This is a genomic window from Pseudomonas aestuarii, from assembly GCF_027988105.1.
Lineage (GTDB): Bacteria > Pseudomonadota > Gammaproteobacteria > Pseudomonadales > Pseudomonadaceae > Aquipseudomonas > Aquipseudomonas aestuarii.
This window is the reverse complement of record NZ_JAQJZJ010000006.1, coordinates 90332-114502: the sequence shown is the minus strand read 5'-3', so window position 1 is coordinate 114502 and position 24171 is coordinate 90332. Positions and strand designations below refer to the sequence as shown.

Here is a 24171-nt window from a genome sequence, read left to right as displayed (position 1 = left end):
GCTGACCATGCCTCGACAAGCTCCGCCAAGCCATCGAAAATAGCTGTCCGCTAGACAGGAGTCTGTATGCGCGTCCTATCCATAGTTTTACTGTTGTTCCTCAGCCTCCCCAGCCTGGCAGACGCGCAAGATCAGCTCTACCAGGCCGCCGGCTGGCCGCAGCAACGCGTGCATTTCAACGATGCCCTGAGTGCCGCCCAGGCGCGTTATCGCAACAGCCTGCCGCCAGCGGTCTACCAGGCGCTGGTGAACAACAGCAACCAGCGCTTTGCCCCGCTGGCGATCGATCAGCGCGCGCAGCAAAGCCTGCGGCAAAACCTCACCGACCCGCTTCCGGCCCTGCAGTTTTTCCAGTCGGAACTGGGCCGCAAGGTCAGCGCCGCCGAACAACTCGCCACCCGCCGCGACCAGCTGGCACTGTATGAGAAAGGCTTGCCGCGCATTGAAGCTGACGCCACCCGACGCCTGCTGATCCGCCACCTGGCCCAGGCGCTGCCGGCCGAGGAGGCCGGCGCCGAAGTCAGCCTGGCCCTGGCCGGGGTCGCGGCCGACAGCCTCAGCCAGATGCTCCCCGGCCTGTTCGGGGGCGATAGCGCCCAGAGCTTGCTCAACACCCAGCGCCAGCGCCTGATCGAACAGATCGGCGCGGACCTGGACAACACCCTGCTACACGTCTATCGCGAACTGTCCGATCCGGAACTGGAAGAATTCGTCAGCTTCGCCCAATCGACAGCAGGTCAGGCGTACTACCAGGCCGCCCTGGCAGCCATCCGCGCCGGCCTGGCGGTCGGCCAGAGCAGCGCCAACCTGGCGCCGGCACCGCGGGGAATCTGACCGGTTGCGCGGCTGAATACCCTGCGCACCGCTCAGCCCAGCCTGAGTTGGCCCCTGCCGCTCAGGCCAAGCGCTCGCGGAGAAAATCGAAATAGCGCTGACGCAGTACCGCAGATTCGTTGGCCAGGTGATGGCGCGCTTCGGCCAGGCGCAGAATCTGCGGGGCGGCGAACTTGTCCTGCAACAGCCTCAGGTTGTGCTGCCAGTCCACGGTCATGTCCGCTTCGCCCTGGATGATCAGCGGGCTGCGCGCGCTGCGTGGCGCTCCCTCGATCCGCGGCACCCATTGGCTCAAGGCGCCAACCCAGGCGGTTGGCAGGCTGCGCGCCTGCAACGGATCGCGGTTGTGCACGAAGTCGATAAACTCGGGGTCGCTCGAGTTGTCGCTGAAGCGCCGTGGAATCTCGCGAATGAAGGGCTTCAGCATTCGATAGCTCAACTGCGACCAGCCCCAGGCCCGCGGCCGCACCAGCGGCGCCAGCAGAATCGCCTCACCCACTTCGGGCCCGGGCTGGCCGGTCAACAGGTAGTCGATCAGGATCGCGCCGCCGGTACTTTGCCCGCACAAGTGCCAGGGCTGCGGCAGATCAAGGGCGGCGGCCTGCTCCAGCGCGCCCTGCAACACCAGTTGATACTCGGCGAAGTCGCCGATGCTGGCGCGCGCACCGCTGGACAGACCGTGCCCCGGCAGGTCGATCGCCAGCACGGCAAAGCCAAGGCCCAGTGCCCACTCGATCACATGGCGATACAGACCGCTGTGGTCGTAATAGCCATGGATTAACAGCAAGGTGGCGCGCGGAACCGGCGGCAACCAGACCTGAGCGGCAATCCGGTATGCGCCGACCTGAAAATAGCCGAGCAGGCTGCCCTCGGTCGGCAACTGGCCGAAGCCGTAGAAACGCCGGTACGCCTGTTCGTGTGGCAAAGCCATGGTCGCGGCGGCCAAGGGGCGCAGACTGGCGACCAGGTCTGCGGGCTTAAAACGGTCTGGCATAGAACTTTCCATCAAGTCAGGCGGCTTCCCGCGGAACAGATACAGCAGGCCGTTTAACGACGCGGGTTCGCGCAGGCCCTACTCGCAAAGGCGTTCGCCGTTTTCCAGCACGCGGCGCACTGTTAAAGATATTCTGCTGCCCGGCAGGCCATGGCAAGCTATGCGTCCTTTCACCTGCCGAACGTGCCATGTCCAGCCCCAACCGCAAGACCCTGCTCGCCAGCCTGCTGATCCTGCTCTGGGCCGCCGCCATGTTCGCCGCCTACTGGTGGTATGAAGCACGCTACCTGCGCAGTTTCAGCGAGCAGACCGCCCTGTTCTATGGCGAGCAGCTGCGCCTGCCCGCCGAACTGGCCGGCCCCGGGCCGATTCGCCTGGTGCACTTCTGGGACCCGGCCTGCCCGTGCAATATCGGCAATCAGCAACACCTGGGCGAACTGATCAAGCACTTCGGCCCCCAGGGCGTGAGTTTTCATGCCGTGCAAAAGCCTGGCAGCAAGGGGCAGTTACCGGCCACCCTGAGCGCCATTCAAACCCTCGCCCCGCTCCCCGGCAGCGCGGGCATACCGGCCAGCCCGGCGGTGGCGATCTGGGACAAGCAGGGTCAGCTGGCCTATTTCGGCCCCTACAGCGCAGGGGTCACCTGCACCTCCAGCAACAGCTTTATCGAGCCGATCCTCGAGGCCCTCAGCGCCGGGCGCACGGTCAATGCCAGCAACACCCTGGCGCTAGGCTGCTTCTGCGACTGGCAGAGCAACTGACTCGTTCAAACTTAAACCAGCGGGCACCCGCCGCTGGGGAAGCTGCCGCGTCTGACTGCCGCTGGTTGCTGCCAAGCACACTGCATAACCGCTGCCCGGCCCGCTTAGCAGGCGAGATTCAGCCTATCCCGTCACTCCCTGCACCGACTGCTTACTGCCAAGCAAAACCCGCAAGAGCTAAACAATAGTTGTACAAAACTATTATCATGTATAGCTTATGCATTAGCACATACCCTACGAGCCCACGGATGGCCGCCATACTCCGCAGTGAGTACACAGCCATTAACCGAGTGTCTCGACATGCCTAACAGTCTTTCTCCCCTTGAACAGCACTACCGCAAAGCGGATCGCATCATGTTGGGCGTGCTCTGGCTGATGTTCCTCTACGCGCTGGGCCTCGCGGCCTGGCATGGCACCTGGGGCCAGGCACTGCTGGTCGGCGGCGGTACGGCGGCGGTGATGAGTGCGCTACATCAGCTGATCGCCGGCAGGCGACTGCTGCGCTGCACGATTGGCGCGGCCTTTATGGTGATGTCGGCGCTGCACATCAACCAGGCTGGCGGCATGCTGGAAATGCACTTTGGCATCTTCGTACTGCTGGCATTTCTGGTGTATTACCGCGATTGGTTGCCCATCGTGGTGGCCGCCACGGTGATTGCAGTGCATCACCTGAGTTTCTTCGCCCTGCAATCGCAGGGTGTTGAGGTGATTGTGGTGAAGAATGGCAGCTGGCCGATCATCTTCCTGCATGCATTCTATGTCGTGGTGGAAAGCGCGATCCTGATCTACCTGGCCCGGCAGACCCATGCCGAAGCAGTCGAAGGCGCGGCGCTGATGCAGGCCGCCGAACAACTCACCAAACACGACGATACGATTGACCTTAGCTACCGCAGCAGCGCGCAGGGCGAGGTCAGCAAAGGCTTCAACCGCTTTCTCAACACCCTCGATGAGCTGGTCAGCGATGTGATCAAGGACACCCAGGGGCTGCAGCAAATGGGCGACAACCTAGTGCAGGCCACCGGCCATCTAAGCAGCGGTGCAGACCGCCAGCAGGGTGAAATTGCCTACATGAGTTCGGCCATGCAGCAGATGAGCAGCGCCATCGATGAAGTGGCCGGGCATGCAGACGGGGCCGCCAGTGCGGCGCAAACGGCAAACCAGCAGGCCACCGAGGGCAGTCGCTCGGTCAACCATGTGCGCAGCGAGATCGGCAAGCTGGCCACGCAGATCGACGTCACCGAAAGTGAAGTACAAGCGCTGGCCAATCAATCCGAACAGATCGGCAAGGTGCTGGAGGTGATCCGCTCGATTGCCGAACAAACCAACCTGCTGGCCCTCAACGCTGCCATCGAAGCCGCCCGTGCAGGCGATCAGGGCCGTGGCTTTGCCGTCGTCGCCGATGAGGTGCGTAACCTGGCGCAGAAAACCGCGCTGTCCACCGCCGAAATCCAGCAGATCATCAGCAGCCTGCAACAGGGTAGCCGTCAAGCCGCCTCTGCCATGCAGGCAAGCCGCGACAGCGTGCGCAATTGCGTAAAGGACAGCCAGGCCACCGCCGAGCTGCTTGGCGCAGTGGCGCAGGACATCAACGCCATCACCCAGATGAACGAGCTGATTGCAGCTGCCACCCATCAGCAGGCGGCGACCAGCGCGGAAGTCAGCCAGCACCTCAACAGCGTCCAGCAAGTGGCCGAGCAGAATCTCAGCGATGCGCAAAAGCTCAGCAGTGATGGTCAGCAGCTCAGCACGTTGGCCGAACGGTTGAACAGCCTGAGCCGGCGCTTTCGCGTCAGCAGCTAGCGCGTTCGCCCTGCCGACACCGGACGCCGCGGTAGAACGATGACAAAGCGGCAGGCGCGGCCCCCGTCAAGGAGCGGGCAGCTGCTCGTTATGCCGCTCACTCCCCGTGCCTTGCGCTTGCCGGCCTTGCGTTTGCCCTGCCAGGGCGCGACAGCGGCCGGGCTGGCGGGGCCGCTGATGGTCAGGCGCAGGCCGGCGCCTCGCCGTGCTGGCTGAGCGGCAGGTAGCCGCACTAGCTGCGCGGTTAAGTGATGAGCTTGTGGTTTTAGTAGAGCGCCGGGGCAATACCCAGGCTTTCCTGGGCGCCGATGCCGAGCTTCTTCGAGCAGACTTCCGGCAGGGTGCCCAGATACAACGGCCAGGGCGCGGGTTCATGCCAACGGCAGCATGGATGGGCGCGCAGGAGCGCTGGAGATAGCGCGAGTGATTGGGCGGGCATGTGCCCTCGACGTCACAGCCGTCCACCGTATTGGCAGCCTCGAGTGCGCGGCTGCCAATACGGTGCTGCTGCGACGCTCTAATCGGCGGACTCGAATTGCTCCTGCGCGTCTTGCCAGGCGTCACCCAGTACCGAGTACGCATCGACAAATCCGCTTTTCATTTCCTCCCAGGCATCGGCGGTACTGCTTTTCATACCGCCATACCATTCGGCCAGCGCGATACGTTTCTGCCTGAGTGTTTGCAGGGTGGCGCGTGCCTTTTGTCGCGAGGCAACACTCATCGTGTCCCAGCGCTTGTCGACGCGATTTTCCAGCTGGCTAATGCGTCTATCCATCTTGTCCAGTGCGCTCCGCGTCTGAGTGATCGCTTCATCGCGCTGCTCGATGCTGTACCCCTTGATCGCGTGCATCAGGTCTTGCGTGTCTTGCTTCACCTCGGTCAGCGTGGCCTTTTCGTCCGTGGTACCAGCCAGGCACAGTGGCGAGGCGCCAACTATGACAAGAACGCTAAGGACCAGGGCTGATCTGAAAAAGGCGGACAGGTTCATGACTTGTTCTCCTCTGCTCGACTGACTCGCCAGCGGCTCGAGTTCGATGGCGAGCGGCGTTGAATAGGGCCGGGTCGGCTCCAGAGCCTGGCGGAACCCTCGGCTCGGCATCGTTAATCGAATCGCGAGGCCGCCGATTTGATTGACTCACCCAGTGAGTCTACTGCGCTGTCCACGCCGCTCTTGAGGTCTTGCCAGGCCTCCTCGGTCGAGGCTTTGACCGCCTGCAGCTTAGCCTGCGCCGCATCGCGCCGCTCACGCAGCTCATCGATCTGCTTGTGGTATTCGATCTGTGCACTTGCCTGCGCCTTGCTGGCCTTGGCTTTGAGCTTTTCGAGCTCCGCACTGATTTCGTCGAGTTGTGCTTGTTGTTTCTGCTCGTAGGCTTCCTTCTTGTTCATGGCTGGTTACCCCTTTGGCGTTGCTGGCGAATTGCCCAGGGACTCTGAACGTATCGGCACAGCTGAAATAGCGCTGCCCGAGGATTTGATGACGCCTGCATATCTTTCGACTAGCAACATAAAAGCTAGGATATTCAGCGAAAATCACAAAACCACATGACCATCGGCGCAGCAGCGGGCGTCTGGGGGCGACCGCAGTAGGTGGGCGTTTTCTCACAGCCTTTCAGGCCTTGCCCGTCCCCACTCACCGCCCAAGCGGCTTGCCTACCCGCTTGTCCCCCGTCGCCTTGCGCTTGCCGGTCTTGCGCTTGCCCTTCCAGGGCGCGGCAGCGGCGGGGCCGCTGATGGTCAGGCGCAGGCCGGCGCAGCGCTGCACCTGCTTGCTCATCCAGGCCGACTGTTTTGAGACGAATTCGTCCAGGCTCATCTCGCCGCTCTGCACCATGTCCAGCGCCTGCTCCCAGATCGCCGTGGTGCCGGGGTCGGCAATGGCCCGCGGCACGGCGTCGATCAGGCTGAATGCGGCCGGTGTGGCGGCCAGGGCCTTGCCTTGTTTGAGCAGGTAGCCGCGGTCGAGCAGGCCCTGAATGATGCCGGCGCGGGTCGCTTCGGTGCCGATGCCGGTGGTGTCCTTGAGCTTCTGCTTGAGCCGCGGGTCGTCGACCAGCTTGGCGACGTTCTTCATCGCCTTGATCAGGTCGCCCTCGGTGAAGGGTTTCGGTGGCTGGGTCCACAGGTCCTTGAGGTTCACCCCGGTCACGCTGCAGTCCTGCCCTTGGCGCAGGGCCGGCAGTGCTTGGGCCGGAGGCGCTTCGCGGCCCTTGGTCGGCGTCAGGGCTTCGGGCAAGGCACGGCGCCAGCCGGGTTCGACGATTACCTTGCCGACCGCGCGCAGGGCCTGGCCGGCGCAATCGAAGTCGGCCTGGGTACGGTCGTATTCGTGGTTGGGCAGGAACTGCGCCAGGTAGCGCGCGCGGATCAGGCTGTAGACCGCCCGTTGCTTGCCGGCCAGGCGCTCGAGGTTCTGCGCGGCGGCGGTCGGGATGATGCCGTGGTGGGCGCTGACCTTGGCGTCGTTCCAGGCCCGCGAGCGGCGCTGCGGCTCAAGGTATTCGCGCAGGCCGGCCAGGCCCGGATCGGCGCGGCCCAGGGCGGCGAGGATGGCCGGGGCCTCGGCGTGCTGACTGAGCGGCAGGTAGCCGCAATCGCTGCGCGGGTAGGTGATCAGCTTATGGGTCTCGTAGAGCGCCTGGGCGATATCCAGGGTTTCCTGGGCGCCGAGGCCGAGCTTCTTCGAGCAGACCTCCTGCAGGGTGCCCAGATCGAACGGCAGCGGCGGCGCTTCGCGATTGCGCTCGGTGCGCAGCTGCACCACCCGCGCGCTGCCGGCATTAGCCATGGCCAGCGCTGCTTCCTGCGCCAGCGCCTGATTCAGGCAACGGCCCTGCTCGTCGCAGACCTCCGTCGCGGCGCGCCACTGGGCGACGAATGCGCTGCCGTCGGCCAGCAGCGGCACTTCGATGGCCCAAAAGGGCGCGGGCACGAAGGCTTCGATGCTACGGTCTCGGTCGACCACCAGGCGCAGGGTCGGGGTCTGCACCCGGCCCACCGGCAGCACGCCCTGATAACCGGACTGCTGGCCGAGCAGGGTGAACAACCGGCTCATGTTCATGCCGATCAGCCAGTCGGCGCGCGAGCGACCCAGGGCCGACTGGTAGAGGCTGAAGGTTTCGGCGCCGGGCTTGAGCGCGGCCAGGGCCTTGCGGATCGAGGCATCGTCCAGGGCCGACAGCCACAGGCGCTGGATCGGCCCACGGTAGCGGCAATGCTCGACCAGTTCGCGGGCGATCATCTCGCCCTCGCGGTCGGCGTCGGTGGCGATGACCAGCTCGTCGGCCTCGCCGAGCAGGCGCTTGACCGCCTTGAACTGGCCGGCGGTCTTGGGCTTGACCCGCATCTTCCAGCGCTCGGGGATGATCGGCAGGTCACTCAGCACCCAGCGCTTGTAGCGGGCGTCGTAGGCGTCCGGCGGGGCGGTTTCGAGCAGGTGGCCAATGCACCAGGTCACCGTCAGGTTGCTGCCCAGCCAGCAGCCGTCGCCGCGCCGGGTGGCCCCGAGCACCTGGGCGATGTCCTTGGCCTGGGAAGGTTTTTCACAGAGGAAGAGCCGCATGGCCGCCATCATCGATTCCTTGTCGCGATGGCGCACAGCATGCGCAGTGACGCGGGTCCAGGCAAGCTTAATCTGTATGGATGTACAGCTAAAGTCGCTGAGCGCATCGACAATCTGGAAAGCGAGCAACTGCCGAGTATCGCCAACAACACGACAGAGGGGCACTGCGGTGACCCTCTGTCGGCCATGCCCAGTCAGGCATTGGTGCAACCTACATAAGAATCAACTTAATGCTCGATGGTGTCGAAGGAGGTATCGGCGAAGTACTTGGCATAGGTTTGCAATGCACCAAGGACTTTGACCGCCCCATTTCGGCGGGCCTCGCCGGGGGTCTTGCCGGCCATGCTATCGGCACCGGCCAACAGCTCGGCGATAACCAGGTGCAGTTGTGCGTCGGCCTCGGGTGCCAGCTTGCAATGCTTGACCATATAGGCCGCCTCATCATTGATCTGAGCGGCCAGCTGGTCGTACTGCGCATCGCCCAACTGGTTGTCATGGATGGCCGGCAATGACGTCTGCATGGCGCCATTCAGCGCCCCCATGGCCTTGCGCAACGGCGCATCGGTGGCCCATTTTTCGCCAGCGTTCAGCTGCAGCGCGTGTGTGGAGGATCCGTGCTGGTGCGCGGCTTCGCTAGCCAGGCTGGCGTAGGCAAAGCTCAGAGAGGAAGCGCCGAGGATCAGGGCGAGAATGGCTGTACGGGGGGTCAGGTTCATGGTGGGACTCCGTCAATGCAGTAAATGATGGTCGCTGAACTCAGCGACTTATTTCATTTACTTGAACGTCGCCTGGGCGTTTTTTGTTCCATTTTTTGGGCCTATTCACGGTGCAGGCTTTCGAATCCGGATGGCCCGACCGGCTGCTGCGTGAGCAGTTGCGCCAGCCGTTGACGTTGTTCGGAAGTAAGAATGGTCCGCTCGAGCAGAAGCTGCTCGATAACCTGTTGCTGCTGTGCGTCTTGCAGGCGGGAGATCGCGACCCGCTCGCGCTCGATCAATTCAGGCTCTGGGGCATCACCGAAGATCGCCTCGATCAGACGGTCGCGGTGCGCTTTGATTGCGCCGCCGGAGGCATGCAACTGGGTGAAAAACAACACCTCGGCGTCATGCCAGCGCTGCAGTTGATCGGCACTCAACTGGAGGTGGCGGGACAGGCTGGTAGGGGCCCCTGAAGGCATCGGCAGACCATCACGCGGGAGCATTTGCCAGCCTGCGGCGGCGAGTACGCCGACATTGACCAGTAACGAAAAGACCAGTGCAGTACGAAGGGAGGCGTGCGTCATTTCAGGGTTACCTTCAGGTAGCAGGATTCAGGGCGAGCACAGAGCGCGCCGGGCGGGGCACTCCCCAGCACGGCCAGGGCATTCAGGCTCAGATAAGAGGATGACGGCGGGTCCGGGGGCAAGGCGGAGCCGATCAGCACGCCGAACAGTACCGATGCCGCCGCCCCTGCTACGACCGGCAGCCTATTACGCCATCTGGCCGGTCGGTGGCGGGTCAGGCGCGGGCTCTCGAGTAAGACGCTGACGCGCGCGGTCAGGTCGACCGGCGGCGGCTCTGGCACCAGCGCACGTAAGCCCTGGCTGATCGCCTGCAAGTCGCGAACAATCGTGGCGCAACTGGGGCAGACGGCCAAATGCGTGGCGATACGGCGGCTTGCCTGTGGATCAGACTCGCCATCGAGGTAGGCGGACAGCGCCTCCATATCCGGGTGCTCAGTCATTCAGTTGCCCTCCGGTCGCGTGTCGATAATTGCTCAGCATGGCCTCGCGGGCCCGGGCCAGCCGCGACTTGACCGTTCCTTGCTGGATGCCCAAGGTGGTTGCCAGCTCAGCATAAGACAGGCCCTCGACTTCACGCAGCAGCAAGATCTCGCGGTGTTCCAGCGGCAGCCGGGCAAGCAGGCGCTCCAACAGGGCAAGGCGCTGTGAGCCAGCTAACTGTTGTTCCGGCGAAGCTACAGGGCTGAGTAGTTGACTGTCTTCCTCGAGGGCTTCGCACGGCTGGCGCCGCCGCTGGCGCAACGCATCCAGGGTGGTATTGCGGGCAATTTGCAACAACCAGGTCTGAAAGCGTGCCTCGGGCCGCCATTTGTCCAAGGCCAGATATGCCTTGAGGAAGGTGTCCTGGGTGATGTCCAGAGCCTCGTCGCCGCCTGCGCACAGACGCCGGACAAACTGGAACACGCGCGCCTGGTTGCGCTGCATCAGCGAGCCGAAGGCATGCCGATTGCCCGCTTGAGCCTGCTTGATCAACTGTTCTTCCGAATCGTGCATATCAACTTTTCTGCCCAAGACATCGGCCCCTGCACGCTGCGTTACAGGTTTAACGCTGCCAGCTGGGCAAATGTTCCATTCATATGGCCTCAGCGTGGAATTTTACCCCGGTTGTCATCGAAGCCGCGTCGCAGTGCAGGCCACGCAACGGGTAGCCCCGTTGTCCGATCCGCGCGGGGACTTGCCGGCAAAAACTCCATGATGCGCGCGCCTGGACCCGCGCCGACAGGGGGACAGCCACAACTGACAGCGTTGGCGCGGCTCCATGGCGGATTGACAGTACGCGCGCCATGGCGGTCATGCGCATCCTCAAGGACGTGGCACGTAAGTTCGAGACGGCAATCATGGTCGTAACTGATGATGGGCAAGACATCCCCACCTTCACGGGCATCTTCCGCATCCGCGACCGCGTGCCCCATGAGAAAGCCAGCGAAGGCAGGGATGCCGAGTGAGTCGACATCTGCGCCATGAGCCGGAATGATGCGGGCGGTAACCCCACAGGCAGTACGCCGTGGATCGGCGGCGCGGCGCAATCCAGCAGGCTGTCGCGGCGCGCCGAAGCCTACCTACGCAGGGATCGCGCGCCCCACAAAAAAGGGTCACCGCAGTGACCCTTTCTTGTTTACCCATACGACTACCTAGGCGGGCGCGTGCACCTGCGAAGGATCGCGGCGGCTGTCCGGGCCCTGTTGGTCCCGCACGCCAGCGGTTTCATCCATGGCTTGCTGTACTGCCTTCTTGCGCGCGACCTCGGCCCGACGGGCGATGAACCAGATCATGAAGGTCATCAGCGACACCGACAACAGGATCAAGCTGGCGATCGCGTTGATTTCCGGTTTCACCCCCAGGCGCACGGCGGAGAACACCTCCATCGGCAGGGTGGTGGCGCCGGGGCCGGAGACGAAGCTGGCCAGCACCAGGTCGTCCAGCGACAGGGCGAAGGACATCATGCCGCCGGCCGCCAGGGAGGGCGCGATCATCGGAATGGTGATCATGAAGAACACCTTCAAGGGCTTGGCGCCCAGGTCCATGGCCGCCTCCTCGATCGACATGTCCAGCTCACGCAGACGCGAGGACACCACCACCGAGACATAGGCGGTACAGAAGGTGGTGTGGGCGATCCAGATGGTCACGATGCCGCGCTCGGCCGGCCAGCCGATCAACTGGGCCATGGCCACGAACAGCAGCAGCAGCGACAGACCGGTGATCACTTCGGGCATCACCAGGGGTGCCGTGACCAGCCCGCCGAACACGGTGCGGCCCTTGAAACGGGTCACCCGGGTCAGGACGAAGGCCGCCATGGTGCCGAGGATGACCGCGGCAATCGCGGTGTAGCAGGCGATCTCCAGGGAGCGCATCACCGCGCCCATCAGTTGGGTGTTGTCGAGCAGGCCGACGTACCACTTCACCGACCAGCCGCCCCACACCGTGACCAGGCGCGAACCGTTGAACGAATAGATCACCAGGATCAGCATCGGCAAGTAGATGAACAGGAAGCCTGCCCACAGCATCAGGGTGGAGAAACTGAAACGCTTCATGCCCGGCCCTCCATCTCTTTGGCTTGGCTGCGGTTAAACAGAATGATCGGAATGATCAGAACCGCCAGCATGACCACCGCCAAGGCCGAGGCCACCGGCCAGTCGCGGTTATTGAAGAACTCCTGCCAGAGCACCTTGCCGATCATCAGGGTCTCCGGGCCACCGAGCAGTTCGGGGATGACGAACTCACCGACGGCCGGAATGAACACCAGCATGCAGCCGGCGATGATGCCGTTCTTCGACAGCGGCACGGTGATTTTCCAGAAGCTGTTGAAGTTGCTCGAGCCCAGATCGGAAGCGGCTTCCAGCAGACTCTGGTCGTGTTTCACCAGGTTGGCATACAGCGGCAATACCATGAACGGCAGGTAGGAGTAGACGATGCCGATATACACCGCGAGGTTGGTGTTGAGGATGCGGATCGGCGAGTCGATTACCCCGATGCTCAGCAGCAGGCTGTTGAGCAAACCATTGCTGCTGAGGATGCCCATCCAGGCATACACGCGGATCAGAATCGCCGTCCAGGTCGGCATCATGATCAGCAGCAGAAATACCATCTGCATTTCCTTGTCGGCTCGGGCGATGGCATACGCCATCGGATAACCGATCAGCACGCACAGGGCGGTACTGATAAAGGCCATCTTTATTGAGCCGAGGTAGGCGGCCAGGTACAGATCGTCCTCGCTGAGGAAGATGTAGTTACTCAGGTTGAGGACAATCGACAGCTGCTGTTCCGCCCAGTTGTAAATCTCCGTATAGGGTGGAATGGCCACGTCGGCTTCGGCAAAGCTGATCTTCAAGACGATGATGAAGGGCAGCAGGAAGAACAGGAACAACCAGATGAAGGGCACTCCGATAACGAAGTGCCTCCCTGAGGGCATACGCCGGCTGATGCTTCGGGAAATATTCATGAGCGCAATGCCACCCCGCTGTCATCCTCCCACCAGACGAAGACCTGGTCATCCCAGGTCGGCCGCGCGCCGCGACGTTCGGCATTGGCGACGAAGGATTGAACGATCTTGCCGCTCGGCAGCTGCACGTGGAACACCGAATGGCCGCCCAGATAGGCGATGTCGTGCACAGTGCCGCGCGACCAGTTGTACTCGCAGCTCGGCTGCTCGGTGGTGACCAGCAGCTTCTCCGGACGAATCGCGTAGGTGATGCTCTTGTCCTGCACCGAGGTGCTGACGCCGTGACCGACGAAGATATTGCGATCCAGGTCCGGGCTGTCGATCAGCGCGTGGCCTTCCATATCCTCGACCACCTGGCCATCGAACAGGTTGACGTTGCCAATGAACTCACAGACCAGGCGACTGGTCGGGGTTTCATAGATGTCGATCGGGCTGCCAATCTGGGCGATCCAGCCCAGGTGCATGATGGCGATGCGCTGGGCCATGGTCATGGCCTCTTCCTGGTCGTGGGTCACCATCACGCAGGTCACGCCGACCCGCTCGATGATCTCGACCAGCTCCAGCTGCATTTGCGAGCGCAGTTTCTTGTCCAGTGCGCCCATCGGCTCGTCGAGCAGCAGCAGTTTCGGACTCTTGGCCAGGGAGCGGGCCAAGGCCACGCGCTGACGCTGGCCGCCGGACAACTGGTGCGGCTTGCGCTTGGCGTACTGGGTCATCTGCACCAGCTTGAGCATTTCCTCGACCCGCGCCTCAATATCGGCCCGGGACATCTTGTCCTGCTTGAGGCCGAAGGCGATGTTGTCCGCCACACTCATGTGCGGGAACAGCGCGTAGGACTGGAACATCATGTTGATCGGCCGCTCGTAGGGCGGTAGATCGGTGATGTCTTCACCATCCAGGTAGATGCGCCCCTGGGTCGGCCGTTCGAAACCGGCGAGCATGCGCAGCAGGGTCGACTTCCCCGAACCCGAGCCGCCGAGCAGGGCAAAGATTTCGCCTTTGTTGATGGTCAGCGAGACGTCGTCGACGGCGATGGTTTCATCGAACTTCTTCGTCACACGGTCGATTTTGACCAACACCTCTTTGGGTTGTTGATCTCCCTCAATAACCTTTTTATAGGCACTGGAAGCAACTGCCATTACCAAAACTCCCGCAAAAGTAGCGCCCAACCCCGACGGCCGGACGTTTGAAATTGTGGCCCTAGTCGACCCTGTTCCAGCTTCGGGTCATTGGCCTTTGTATTGTGATCGGCAACTCCGCCGAGAGAAACAACCTGTCCAAAACTGCTCGCAGCGGCTACACCGCCGCGTCACGGGCTACGCCCTGATCGATCGATACGGGCCACGGTCATGTGACTTAGCGTAGCCAAGGTAAGCGCTGGCCCCGGCAATTATCGCGGGGCTCACTGGATGACTCGTGCAGGCCGCGGCCTGCTTGTCGCTGTTCGCCGTGCGTCGCTGAACTGTCGCCGCCTGGGCCTTGGCCAGCAGGCCAAGCGCCGGGGCGCTGGCGGTCAGAGTGGTGCCGGAGGCATCTCGCACAGCCGTGTCCTCTTCAATTCCGGCGACCCGCAAAGGGGTGGCCTCGTTAGTGGCAAAATGCATGTGGTTCAACGGCTAAACGCCAAGCGGGCTCTGTGTTCAGCCCCGCTATTGCGGCCAACCGAGCTAACCGCAGGCAACAGGCTGGCCAATGGCACGGACACGAGGCCGGCCAGCTGAGTTGAACGATGCATATGGGCTTCCTTTTTATTATCCGGATTGCTGGCGGGATACCCCGCCAGCAATCGGGTGGTTCAGCAGATCGCCTGCGCTCACCACCTCGCTGGGCCAGCGATCAGCGGCCCGATTTCACCCTGGTCCAGCTGCGGGTCACGGCACGCTGCACCTTCGGGTTCAACTCGCTGAAGGTGTACAGCTTCTTCGAGGCTTCTGCGGTCGGGTAGATGCCCGGGTTGTTGCGGATTTCCTCGGCGACCAGCGGCGTGGCAGTGGCGTTGCCGTTCGGATAGGCGACATAGTCGGAGATCGGTGCGATCACTTCCGGGGTCAGGATGTAGTTGAGGAAGGCATAGGCTTCGTCGAGGTTCTTGGCATCGGCCGGGATGGCCATCATGTCGAAGAACGAGGCAGCACCCTCTTTCGGAATCGCATAGGCGACCGGGACGTCGTTCTTCGCTTCCTCGGCACGCGCCTGAGCCTGGAACACGTCGCCGGACCAGCCCAGCGCTACGCAGATGTTGCCGTTGGCCAGGTCGGAGATGTACTTGGACGAGTGGAAGTAGGTGATGTAAGGACGCACCTTCATCAGCAGCTCTTCGGCCTTCTTCACGTCGGCGATGCTGGTTGGGTTCGGGTTCAGGCCCTGGTAGTGCAGCGCGGCAGCATAGACCTCATCCGGCGCGTCGAGCATGGAGACGCCGCAGGACTTGAGCTTCTCCATGTTTTCCGGCTTGAACAGCACATCCCAGGAGTCGATCTTGTCGATACCCAGCGCGGCCTTGACCTTCTCCGGGTTATAACCGATGCCGGTAGTGCCCCAGAGATAGGGGAAGGCGTACTGGTTACCCGGGTCGGCATTTTCCAGGGCCGCCATCAGGTCCGGGTTGAGGTGTTTCCAGTTCGGCAACTTGGACTTGTCGAGTTTCTGGAACACCCCGGCCTTGATCTGCTTGGCGAGGAACTGGTTGGACGGCACCACCACGTCGTAGCCCGAACCGCCGGAAAGCAGCTTGGCTTCCAGGGTTTCGTTGCTGTCGAAGACGTCGTAGACCACCTTGATGCCGGTTTCTTTCTGGAAATTCTCCAGGGTGTCCTCGGCGATGTAATCCGACCAGTTGTAGACGTGCAGCACTTTTTCCTCAGCTTGCGCGGCACCCGCCACCGCCCCGGCGAGGGACAACGCGAGAAGGGTTTTGCCGAATATCTTCATGCGTACAGCTCCTGTTGTTGTAAAAATTTTCCGGAGAATGAGCAGCCTGGCTGCAGCACCTTCCGGTGAGCCGAACCAACGCACTGGCCCAGCCTTGCAAGCTTGCGACACTCGTTACAGCGTTCAGCGTAGCCCGCTGAACGCGATAAGGAGCGGCGTGTTTCAGCCCGCAAGTTCCGCGGCGGTCAAGTCGAGACACTCACGCGCCTTACCTACCAGTTCGTCGATCTCGGCCTTGCTGATGACCAGCGGAGGCGAAATGATCATGGTGTCGCCCACGGCACGCATGATCAGACCATTGTCAAAACAATGACCACGGCAAATCATGCCTGCACCCGACTCGCTCGGATAGCGCTCACGGGTGGCCTTGTTCTTCACCAGCTCGATCGCTCCGAGCATGCCGACACCGCGCACCTCACCCACCAACGGATGGTCGGCCAGCTCACGTAGACGCTGCTGCAAATAGGGTGCCGTTTCTGCCTTGACCCGCTCGATGATTTTTTCTTCGCGCAGGATGCGGATGTTCTCCAGTGCCACCGCCGCCGCCACCGGATGCCCGGAATAGGTGAAGCCGTGGTTGAAATCGCCACCCTGGTTGAGTACCTCGACCACGCTGTCGCGCACGATCAAGCCGCCCATGGGGATGTAACCGGAAGTCAGCCCCTTGGCGATGGTCATCAGGTCCGGCTTGAGGCCGTAGTAGTCGCTGCCAAACCATTCGCCGGTACGACCGAACCCGCAGATCACCTCATCGGCGACGAACAGGATGTCGTACTTGGCGAGAATCTCGCGGATGCGCGGCCAGTAGCTGTCCGGCGGTACGATCACACCGCCGGCGCCCTGGATTGGCTCGGCGATAAAGGCGGCGACGTTCTCCTCACCGACTTCGAGAATCTTCTGCTCCAGCTGGTCGGCAGCCCAAATACCGAACTCGTCCGGGCTCATGTCGCCGCCTTCGCCGAACCAATAGGGCTGGGCAATGTGCTCGATGCCCGGAATCGGCAAATCGCCCTGCTCGTGCATGAACTTCATGCCGCCGAGGCTGGCGCCGGCCACGGTGGAGCCGTGATAACCGTTGATGCGGCTGATGATGACCTTCTTCTGCGGCTGGCCCTTGATCGCCCAGTAATGGCGCACCATGCGCAGCATGGTGTCATTGCCTTCGGAGCCGGAGCCGGTGAAGAACACATGGCTCATGCCGGCGGGGGCGATCTCGGCGAGGGTCTTGGCCAATTCCAGTACCGGCGGATGGGCGGTCTGGAAGAACAGGTTGTAGAAAGGCAGCTCTTTCATCTGCTTGCTGGCGGCATCAGCCAGTTCGTCGCGACCATAACCGATGGCCACGCACCAGAGACCGGCCATGCCATCGAGGATCTTGTTGCCTTCGCTGTCCCACAGGTACACGCCATCGGCCTTGGTAATGACGCGTGGGCCGCTCTCCGCCAACTGCTTGAAGTCGCTGAACGGCGCCAGGTGGTGGTCACGGCTCATGGCCTGCCACTCAAGGGTTTGCGGGTTGCTTGCTTGCTTAGTCATATCCACCTCAAAAATGTACGCCATCTGCGGGTGCGCGGGTCTCGCGCCCTGGCACCCGTTCACTCAAACCGAGAGCAGCAGGAACTCGCGTTCCCAGGAACTGATTACCCGCTTGTAGTTTTCGTGCTCGGCACGCTTGACCGCCACGTAACCACGGATGAATTTCTCACCCAGGTATTCTGCCGCCGCCTTGCAGGCCTCCATCCGCTCCAGTGCGTGCTCGATGGTGATTGGCAGGCGCAGGTTGCGCCGCTCATAACCGCGGCCCTGGACCGGCGCACCAGGTTGAAGCTGTTCCACCATGCCCATGTAACCGCACAGCAGCGAGGCAGCCAGCACCAGATAGGGGTTGGCATCGGCACCGGCCAGGCGGTTTTCCACCCGCCGGTTCTGCGGCGTGGCTTCAGGGACGCGCAGGCCGACCGTGCGGTTCTCTTCGCCCCACTCGACGTTCACCGGCGCCGAGGTATCGGGCAGGAAGCGGCGGAAGGAATTGACGTTGGGAGCGAACAGCGGCAGCAGTTCGGGGATGTATTTCTGCAAGCCGCCAATGTGCTGCATAAACAGCTCGCTCATGCTGCCATCGGCATTGGAGAACAGGTTTTGCCCGGTTTTGATATCCACCACACTCTGGTGAATGTGCATGGCACTGCCCGGCTGGTCGGTGATCGGCTTGGCCATGAAGGTCGCCGCCACGTCATGCTTGAGCGCCGCCTCGCGCATGGTGCGCTTGAACACGGTGATCTGGTCGGCCAGGTGCAGGGCCTCGCCATGGCGGAAGTTGATTTCCATCTGTGCCGGGCCGTCTTCGTGGATCAGGGTATCGAGATCCAGCCCCTGGATTTCACTCCAGTCATAGACATCTTCAAACAGCGGGTCGAATTCGTTGGCCGCATCGATGGAGAACGACTGACGACCGACTTCCGGGCGACCGGAACGGCCCATCGGCGCTTCCAGCGGGAAGTCCGGGTCGCTACAACGCTTGGTCAGGTAGAACTCCATCTCCGGCGCAACGATGGGCTTCCAGCCCTTGTCGGCATAAAGCTTGAGCACATTCTTGAGAATGTTGCGTGGCGACAACTCGATCGGATTGCCCTGCTTGTCGAAGGTATCGTGGATCACCATGGCGGTCGGCTCGATGGCCCACGGCACCAGAAACACCGCATCGGCATCGGGACGGCAGAACATGTCGATGTCCGCTTCGTCGAGCAGGTCGTAATAAATATCGTCCTCGACGTAGTCGCCGGTGACGGTCTGCAGCAGCACACTCTCGGGGAGGCGCATGCCCTTCTCGTCGAGGAACTTGTTGGTCGGCGAAATCTTGCCCCGGGCAATGCCGGTAAGATCGCTGATCAGACATTCAACTTCGGTGATTTTGCGCTCTTTTAGCCAGCTCGAAAGCTGGTCCAATTTGCTGCTCATAGAGACCTCGGGGTTGGTTAGAGCCGACTCATATATAGTCGGCTCAGCACAGTCCCGCCCTCTTCCTGCAAGCCTCACCAAAGGCCTGGAAGATGGCGAGATCATTCGGGTTGGATCCTACCTGCCATTCGGGGTGCCATTGCACCCCCAGGGCAAAACTTGGCGCACCTTCGACGGAGAAGGATTCGATCAACCCGTCTGGCGCCAGCGCTTCGACTCGAAGGCCAGGCGCCAGACGCTCAACGCCCTGACCATGAATGGAATTGACGGCAATTTCACTCGGCAAGCCAAGGCCGGCGAGAATGCCACCTGGCTGCACCCGCAGCAGGTGGCGGGGGCCGTATTGCACATCGAGGGGCTCATCCGCCTGCTCGCGGTGATCGAGCATGCCGGCGACTTCATGTACCTTTTGGTACAGGGTGCCACCGAACGCCACGTTCATCTCCTGAAAGCCGCGACAGATGCCGAGCACAGGCACGCCTGCCGCGATCGCCTTGCGGATCAGTGGCAAGGTGGTGCGGTCGCGTTCGGGATCGTGCGCAGTACCGGCCTCGCTGGCCGAGCCGCTATAATGACGAGGCTCGATATTGGACGGGGAGCCGGTGAACAGCAAACCGTGCAGATTATCGAGCAGGGTCGGCTGATCGATCAGTTCGCCCAGCGCCGGAATAATCAGCGGCAAGCCGCCGGCTCCGATCGCTACGGCACGAACGTATTTGTCACCGGCTATATGGTGAAGATGCAGGCCAACCTGTTTGGAACAGGCGGTAACGCCGATCAACGGCAGGTGCGACATGAGACACCCGTTTTATTGCTGTTAGAGGGTTGAACCGGAGCTTAGCCTTGTTCATTTTTTTACACAATAGCCATGTAAAAAATTGTACACACCCCAATGAGCACCGCGCCAGCCATGGCTCCGAGGGGGGTTGCACTGCCCTGAAACGCCCTAAAAACGGCCGCAATGCGCTTTTTTAGGGCAAAATAAACCACCCTTGACAGAGCTCTAGGTTTAAGATTGACTCAGCTTATTGCAGTTCAATGATTGATATTTTTAACAATAAAGGTGTTGCATCATGTCGGTACCCCCGCGTGCCGTTCAGCTTAACGAAGCGAACGCGTTCCTTAAGAAACATCCTGAGGTCCTGTTCGTCGACCTTCTCATTGCTGATATGAATGGAGTGGTGCGCGGCAAGCGCATCGAGCGTGCGAGCCTGCACAAGGTTTACGAACGCGGCATCAACCTCCCGGCGTCTTTGTTCGCTCTGGATATCAATGGCTCGACAGTGGAAAGCACTGGCCTGGGTCTGGATATCGGCGATGCCGACCGTATCTGCTACCCCATCCCCAACACCCTGTGCAATGAACCCTGGCAGAAGCGCCCTACCGCGCAACTGTTGATGACCATGCACGAAATGGAAGGCGAGCCGTTCTTTGCCGACCCACGGGAAGTGTTGCGGCAGGTGGTCGCGAAGTTCGACGAACTGGGCCTCACTATTTGTGCCGCTTTCGAACTCGAGTTCTACCTGATCGATCAGGCCAACGTGAACGGTCGCCCGCAGCCGCCGCTCTCGCCGCTGTCGGGCAAGCGCCCGCACTCGACCCAGGTCTACCTGATCGACGACCTCGACGAATACGCCGAATGCCTGCAAGACATTCTCGAGGGCGCTAAAGAGCAAGGTATCCCGGCCGACGCCATCGTCAAGGAAAGTGCCCCGGCGCAGTTCGAGGTCAACCTGCACCACGTCGCTGACCCGATCAAGGCCTGCGACTATGCGCTGCTGCTCAAGCGCCTGGTGAAGAACATCGCCTACGACCATGAGATGGACACCACCTTCATGGCCAAGCCGTACCCGAACCAGGCGGGCAACGGTCTGCATGTGCACATCTCGATCCTCGACAAGGATGGCAAGAATATTTTTGCCTGCGAAGATCCCGAGCAGAACGATGCACTGCGTCACGCCATTGGCGGCGTACTGGAAACCATGCCGGCTTCGATGGCCTTCCTCTGCCCGAACGTCAACTCGTACCGCCGTTTCGGCGCGCAGTACTACGTACCCAACTCGCCATGCTGGGGCATCGATAACCGCACCGTGGCCCTGCGGGTACCGAACGACACGGCCGATGCCGTGCGCATCGAGCACCGGGTCGCGGGCGCGGATGCCAACCCCTACCTGCTGCTGGCGGCAGTCCTGGCGGGTGTCCACCACGGCCTGACCAACAAGGTCGAGCCAACCGCACCGGTGGAAGGCAACTCCTACGAGCAGAACGAGCAAAGCCTGCCGAACAACCTGCGCGATGCCCTGCGCGAGCTGGACGACAGCGAGGTGCTGGCGCGTTATATCGACCCGAAATACATCGATATCTTCGTCGCCTGCAAGGAAAGCGAGCTGGCCGAGTTCGAAAACTCGATCTCCGACCTCGAGTACAACTGGTACCTGCACACCGTGTAAGCAAGACCCGACGCCGGCCCTGAGCCGGCGTCGCTTTATCCAGCTGCAACTGCCAACAACCTGATCAGCCGCGCGCGCAAGCCTGTGGCGGGATAGTGCTGCGCGGCATTCAGCTGAGGACGCTCGCTGCACTCAATCCAACGGCCGCGCCGGCTGGCGTGGACGCACCGTCAAGGAGACACCCATGCTGCGCTTCTGCGCTTCGCTATTGCTCGCCCTACTGCCGCTACTGGCCCACTCCGCGCAAACGGAGCCACTGGAGACGGACGGCGACAGCCTGCGCGTATACAACTGGAACGACTACATCGCCCCGCAAGTGCTGAAGGACTTCGAGGCCGAAACCGGCATCCGCGTCGACTACCACACCTTCAGCAGTGCCGAGGAAATGCAGGCGGCGCTCGATGGCAGCGAGGCCATCGACATCATCGTGCCCTCGCACAACGACTTGCCGCGCCTGATCAAGGACGGCCTGCTGCAACCCCTGGATTTCAACCTGCTGCCCAACCGCGAGCACCTGGACAAACTACTGCTGAGCAAGCTCGCAGCGGTCGATCCGAGCAACCGTTACGCGGTGCCTTACCTGTGGGGCGCCGTTGGCCTGGCAATCAATACCCCGCAGGCCGAAGCCGCCTTCGGTGGCCCGCTACCCAATAGCTGGAGCCTGCTGTTCGACACTGAACAGAGCACGCGCCTGGCCAGTTGCGGCATCAGCGTGCTGGATGCGCCGGACGAAACCCTGTCGTTGCTGCTCAACTATCAAGGTCGCAGCCTGAGTCGCAGCGCACCGAGCCGCATCGAGCGCGCCAGCGCTGTGCTCGACGGCCTGCGCCCCAACCTGCGCTACGTCGACAGCGAGCGCTATATCGATGACCTCAACAATGGTCGCCTGTGCGTGGCCATGGCCTGGGTCGGCGATGCCCTGGCGGCGGCCGATGCCGGCCAGGCGGTGCGCTTCCTGGTTCCGGACGAAGGGTCGGTGCTGTTCATCGATAACCTGGTGATCCCGCGCAGGGCCCGCCGCACCGACCTGGCCCATCGCTTCATCGACTACCTGATGCGGCCAGAGGTCGCTGCGCTGATTACCACGGAAACCCTCTACCCCAGCGGCAACGCCGACGCCAAGGCGTTCCTCGACGAGGCGCTGCGCAACCAGCCCGGCCTCTACCCGAACGCCGAGACCAAGCGCCGTCTGCATGCCCAGGAGGTGTTTCCGGAAAAGCACATGCAGGTTCGCGACCGGGTGTGGCAGCGCTTTCGCGACGGCGCCCAGTCGCTGTAGGACGGCCGCATCCCGGCCAGCCGACTTGCCTGTACAGCACCGGCTGGCGTCCAATAGCGCGTCCCTTGCCGAGATGATCGCCATGCAGCGTAGCGCCACCGCCCGCAAACCCCGCGCCAGCAGCCAGGCACGGATTACCGTGATCCTCGCCGCCGCCCGTGCCTTGCTCGCCGAGCAGGGCGTGGCCAATCTGTCGATCTACAGCGTGGCCGAGCGCGCGGCCATTCCCGCGTCCTCGGTCTACCACTTCTTCGCCAGTGTGCCGGCGCTGCTCGAAGGCCTGACCGCCGACATCCACGCCGCCTTTCGCGCCAGCCTGCAGGCACCCATCCCCCATGCCGAACTGCGCGACTGGCGCGACCTATCCCGCATCGTCGAGCAGCGCATGCTGGATATCTATGCGGCCGACCCCGCGGCCCGGCAACTGATCCTGGCCCAGCACGGGCTTACCGAGGTGACCCAGGCCGACCGCCAGCACGACATCGAGCTGGGCCAGCTGATGCAGGTGCTGTTCGAGCGGCATTTCGAACTGCCGGCCCTGCCGGACGATGTCGATGTGTTCGCCCTGGCCATGGAACTGGGCGACCGCGTCTATGCCCGTTCGGTGCAACTGCACGGCAGCATCACCCCGCGCCTGGCCGAAGAAGGCATGCGTGTGTTCGACGCCTACCTGGGCCTGTACCTGCCGCCTTACCTGCCGAAACGCGCCACACCGTTATAGCTGGCAACAAATAACAGATACTTATCGGCTAATTTTTAAAAAAGATTCACTAAAAAGACAAGATACACTTTTAAAACAGATTTTTATCGATTATAAAGTCACACAACCGCCCACCGACACGGCGTCGTCATCGGTCGTCTGCTAGCGTGTAACGGCCACCGCTCATTGCTTACAGGAGGTGCTCCATGTCCCGCATCGTTACCGTCGCCGCGACCCAGATGGCTTGTTCCTGGGATCGCGCCGCCAACATCGCCAACGCCGAGAAGCTGGTGCGCCAGGCCGCCGCTCAGGGCGCGCAGATCATCCTGATCCAGGAACTGTTCGAAACCCCGTACTTCTGCCAGAAGCCCAACCCGGACTACCTGCAGCTGGCCACCACGGTCGAGGCCAACGAAGCCATCGCCCACTTCCAGAAGGTCGCCAAGGAACTGCAGGTGGTGCTGCCGATCAGCTTCTTCGAGCTGGCCGGGCGCGCGCGCTTCAACAGCATCGCGATCATCGACGCCGACGGCAGCAACCTCGGGATTTATCGTAAAAGCCACATCCCCGACGGCCCCGGCTACCACGAGAAGTACTACTTCAATCCGGGCGACACCGGCTTCAAGGTATGGAACACCCGCTACGCCAAGATCGGCGTGGGCATCTGCTGGGACCAGTGGTTCCCCGAGTGCGCGCGCAGCATGGCCCTGCTCGGCGCCGAGATCCTGTTCTACCCGACCGCCATCGGCAGCGAGCCGCATGACCCCAACATCACCTCGCGCGAGCACTGGCAGCGCGTGCAGCAGGGCCATGCCGGCGCCAACCTGATGCCGCTGGTGGCGAGCAATCGCATCGGCCGCGAAGACCAGGGCGATTACCACATCAACTTCTACGGCTCCTCGTTCATCGCCGACCAGTTCGGCGCCAAGGTCGAAGAGCTCAACCAGACCGAGGAAGGCGTGCTGGTGCACAGCTTCGACCTCGATCAGCTGGAGCACACGCGCAGCGCCTGGGGCAGCTTCCGCGACCGCCGACCGAACCTCTATGGGCCGATCAGGACCCTCGATGGCGAAATGCCGTCGGAATAATTTGCTGCCGCGTAGGATGGGTCGGGCCGCGTAGGCTGAGGCGCGCAGCGCCGATTCCAATCGATGGGTATCGCTACGCTCAACCCATCCTAC

24 protein-coding genes are annotated in these 24171 nt (G+C 62.2%); 8 read left to right on the top strand and 16 right to left on the bottom strand.

What is annotated here, in order from left to right; genetic code table 11:
* Positions 1-66 precede the first annotated feature (66 nt).
* A complete protein-coding gene (locus tag PH586_RS14295) occupies positions 67-834 on the top strand; it encodes a hypothetical protein (protein WP_271348431.1) in 768 nt (255 codons plus the stop codon).
* A 61-nt stretch (positions 835-895) separates the two neighbouring features.
* Here PH586_RS14295 and PH586_RS14290 read toward each other — a convergent pair whose 3' ends face one another.
* The gene (locus PH586_RS14290) at positions 896-1828 is read right to left on the bottom strand and encodes a phospholipase BipL (protein ID WP_271348430.1); all 933 of its coding nucleotides are present in this window, start codon (positions 1826-1828) and stop codon (positions 896-898) included.
* 188 nt (positions 1829-2016) lie between these two features.
* Between PH586_RS14290 and PH586_RS14285 the strand changes: the two genes are divergently transcribed.
* On the top strand, positions 2017-2589 hold the full coding sequence (locus tag PH586_RS14285) for a DUF6436 domain-containing protein (RefSeq protein WP_271348429.1): 573 nt from the start codon (positions 2017-2019) through the stop codon (positions 2587-2589).
* A gap of 300 nt (positions 2590-2889) precedes the next feature.
* Complete coding sequence (locus tag PH586_RS14280; protein WP_271348428.1) at positions 2890-4389, top strand: methyl-accepting chemotaxis protein; 1500 nt, start codon at positions 2890-2892, stop codon at positions 4387-4389.
* A 265-nt stretch (positions 4390-4654) separates the two neighbouring features.
* On the opposite strand, the gene PH586_RS14275 is transcribed toward PH586_RS14280, so the two are convergent.
* The 8 genes from PH586_RS14275 to PH586_RS14240 form a co-directional block, all read right to left on the bottom strand.
* Entirely contained in the window at positions 4655-4828 is a 174-nt protein-coding gene (locus PH586_RS14275; RefSeq protein WP_271348607.1) for a hypothetical protein, read from the bottom strand.
* A gap of 78 nt (positions 4829-4906) precedes the next feature.
* Complete coding sequence (locus tag PH586_RS14270) at positions 4907-5377, bottom strand: sll1863 family stress response protein (RefSeq protein ID WP_271348427.1); 471 nt, start codon at positions 5375-5377, stop codon at positions 4907-4909.
* Between the two features lie 113 nt (positions 5378-5490).
* Positions 5491-5778, bottom strand: a complete 288-nt coding sequence (locus tag PH586_RS14265; RefSeq protein WP_271348426.1) for a sll1863 family stress response protein — start codon at positions 5776-5778, stop codon at positions 5491-5493.
* 244 nt (positions 5779-6022) lie between these two features.
* The gene (locus PH586_RS14260) at positions 6023-7951 is read right to left on the bottom strand and encodes a DNA topoisomerase III (protein ID WP_271348600.1); all 1929 of its coding nucleotides are present in this window, start codon (positions 7949-7951) and stop codon (positions 6023-6025) included.
* 227 nt (positions 7952-8178) lie between these two features.
* A complete protein-coding gene (locus tag PH586_RS14255) occupies positions 8179-8667 on the bottom strand; it encodes a hypothetical protein (RefSeq protein WP_271348425.1) in 489 nt (162 codons plus the stop codon).
* 101 nt (positions 8668-8768) lie between these two features.
* Positions 8769-9233 carry a Spy/CpxP family protein refolding chaperone gene (locus PH586_RS14250; RefSeq protein ID WP_271348424.1) on the bottom strand — a complete coding sequence of 155 codons (465 nt, stop codon included), beginning with the start codon at positions 9231-9233 and terminating at the stop codon, positions 8769-8771.
* Positions 9230-9673: an anti-sigma factor family protein gene (locus tag PH586_RS14245; protein WP_271348423.1), complete on the bottom strand. Its 444-nt coding sequence runs from the start codon at positions 9671-9673 to the stop codon at positions 9230-9232. Before PH586_RS14245 ends, PH586_RS14250 begins: the two co-directional genes overlap by 4 nt.
* Positions 9666-10226, bottom strand: a complete 561-nt coding sequence (locus tag PH586_RS14240) for an RNA polymerase sigma factor (protein WP_271348422.1) — start codon at positions 10224-10226, stop codon at positions 9666-9668. Before PH586_RS14240 ends, PH586_RS14245 begins: the two co-directional genes overlap by 8 nt.
* A 290-nt stretch (positions 10227-10516) precedes the next feature.
* Between PH586_RS14240 and PH586_RS14235 the strand changes: the two genes are divergently transcribed.
* The gene (locus PH586_RS14235; protein WP_271348421.1) at positions 10517-10678 is read left to right on the top strand and encodes a hypothetical protein; all 162 of its coding nucleotides are present in this window, start codon (positions 10517-10519) and stop codon (positions 10676-10678) included.
* A gap of 186 nt (positions 10679-10864) precedes the next feature.
* Here the strand turns inward: PH586_RS14235 and PH586_RS14230 are convergent, their stop codons facing one another.
* The 7 genes from PH586_RS14230 to PH586_RS14200 all read right to left on the bottom strand — a co-directional run bounded on the left by PH586_RS14230 (position 10865) and on the right by PH586_RS14200 (position 19357).
* The gene (locus tag PH586_RS14230; RefSeq protein ID WP_271348420.1) at positions 10865-11764 is read right to left on the bottom strand and encodes an ABC transporter permease subunit; all 900 of its coding nucleotides are present in this window, start codon (positions 11762-11764) and stop codon (positions 10865-10867) included.
* The gene (locus PH586_RS14225) at positions 11761-12642 is read right to left on the bottom strand and encodes an ABC transporter permease subunit (RefSeq protein ID WP_271348599.1); all 882 of its coding nucleotides are present in this window, start codon (positions 12640-12642) and stop codon (positions 11761-11763) included. The genes PH586_RS14230 and PH586_RS14225 overlap by 4 nt, the downstream gene beginning before the upstream one ends.
* 26 nt (positions 12643-12668) lie before the next feature.
* Positions 12669-13811, bottom strand: a complete 1143-nt coding sequence (locus PH586_RS14220) for an ABC transporter ATP-binding protein (protein WP_271348419.1) — start codon at positions 13809-13811, stop codon at positions 12669-12671.
* Positions 13812-14508: 697 nt separating this feature from the next.
* Entirely contained in the window at positions 14509-15603 is a 1095-nt protein-coding gene (locus PH586_RS14215; protein WP_271348418.1) for a polyamine ABC transporter substrate-binding protein, read from the bottom strand.
* Between the two features lie 162 nt (positions 15604-15765).
* A complete protein-coding gene (locus PH586_RS14210; protein WP_271348417.1) occupies positions 15766-17139 on the bottom strand; it encodes an aspartate aminotransferase family protein in 1374 nt (457 codons plus the stop codon).
* Between the two features lie 63 nt (positions 17140-17202).
* Entirely contained in the window at positions 17203-18561 is a 1359-nt protein-coding gene (locus PH586_RS14205) for a glutamine synthetase family protein (protein ID WP_271348416.1), read from the bottom strand.
* A gap of 43 nt (positions 18562-18604) precedes the next feature.
* Positions 18605-19357, bottom strand: coding sequence for a gamma-glutamyl-gamma-aminobutyrate hydrolase family protein (locus PH586_RS14200; RefSeq protein WP_271348415.1), 753 nt, complete (start codon positions 19355-19357; stop codon positions 18605-18607).
* A gap of 277 nt (positions 19358-19634) precedes the next feature.
* Between PH586_RS14200 and PH586_RS14195 the strand changes: the two genes are divergently transcribed.
* The 4 genes from PH586_RS14195 (at position 19635) to aguB (ending at position 24078) form a co-directional block, all read left to right on the top strand.
* Complete coding sequence (locus tag PH586_RS14195) at positions 19635-21011, top strand: glutamine synthetase family protein (protein WP_271348414.1); 1377 nt, start codon at positions 19635-19637, stop codon at positions 21009-21011.
* A 184-nt stretch (positions 21012-21195) separates the two neighbouring features.
* Positions 21196-22290 (top strand): polyamine ABC transporter substrate-binding protein, encoded by a 1095-nt coding sequence (locus PH586_RS14190; RefSeq protein WP_271348413.1) that lies wholly within the window; start codon positions 21196-21198, stop codon positions 22288-22290.
* Between the two features lie 82 nt (positions 22291-22372).
* Positions 22373-23011 (top strand): TetR/AcrR family transcriptional regulator, encoded by a 639-nt coding sequence (locus tag PH586_RS14185; RefSeq protein WP_271348412.1) that lies wholly within the window; start codon positions 22373-22375, stop codon positions 23009-23011.
* A gap of 185 nt (positions 23012-23196) precedes the next feature.
* Complete coding sequence (gene aguB, locus PH586_RS14180) at positions 23197-24078, top strand: N-carbamoylputrescine amidase (protein ID WP_271348411.1); 882 nt, start codon at positions 23197-23199, stop codon at positions 24076-24078.
* The last annotated feature ends 93 nt before the right edge of the window (positions 24079-24171 follow it).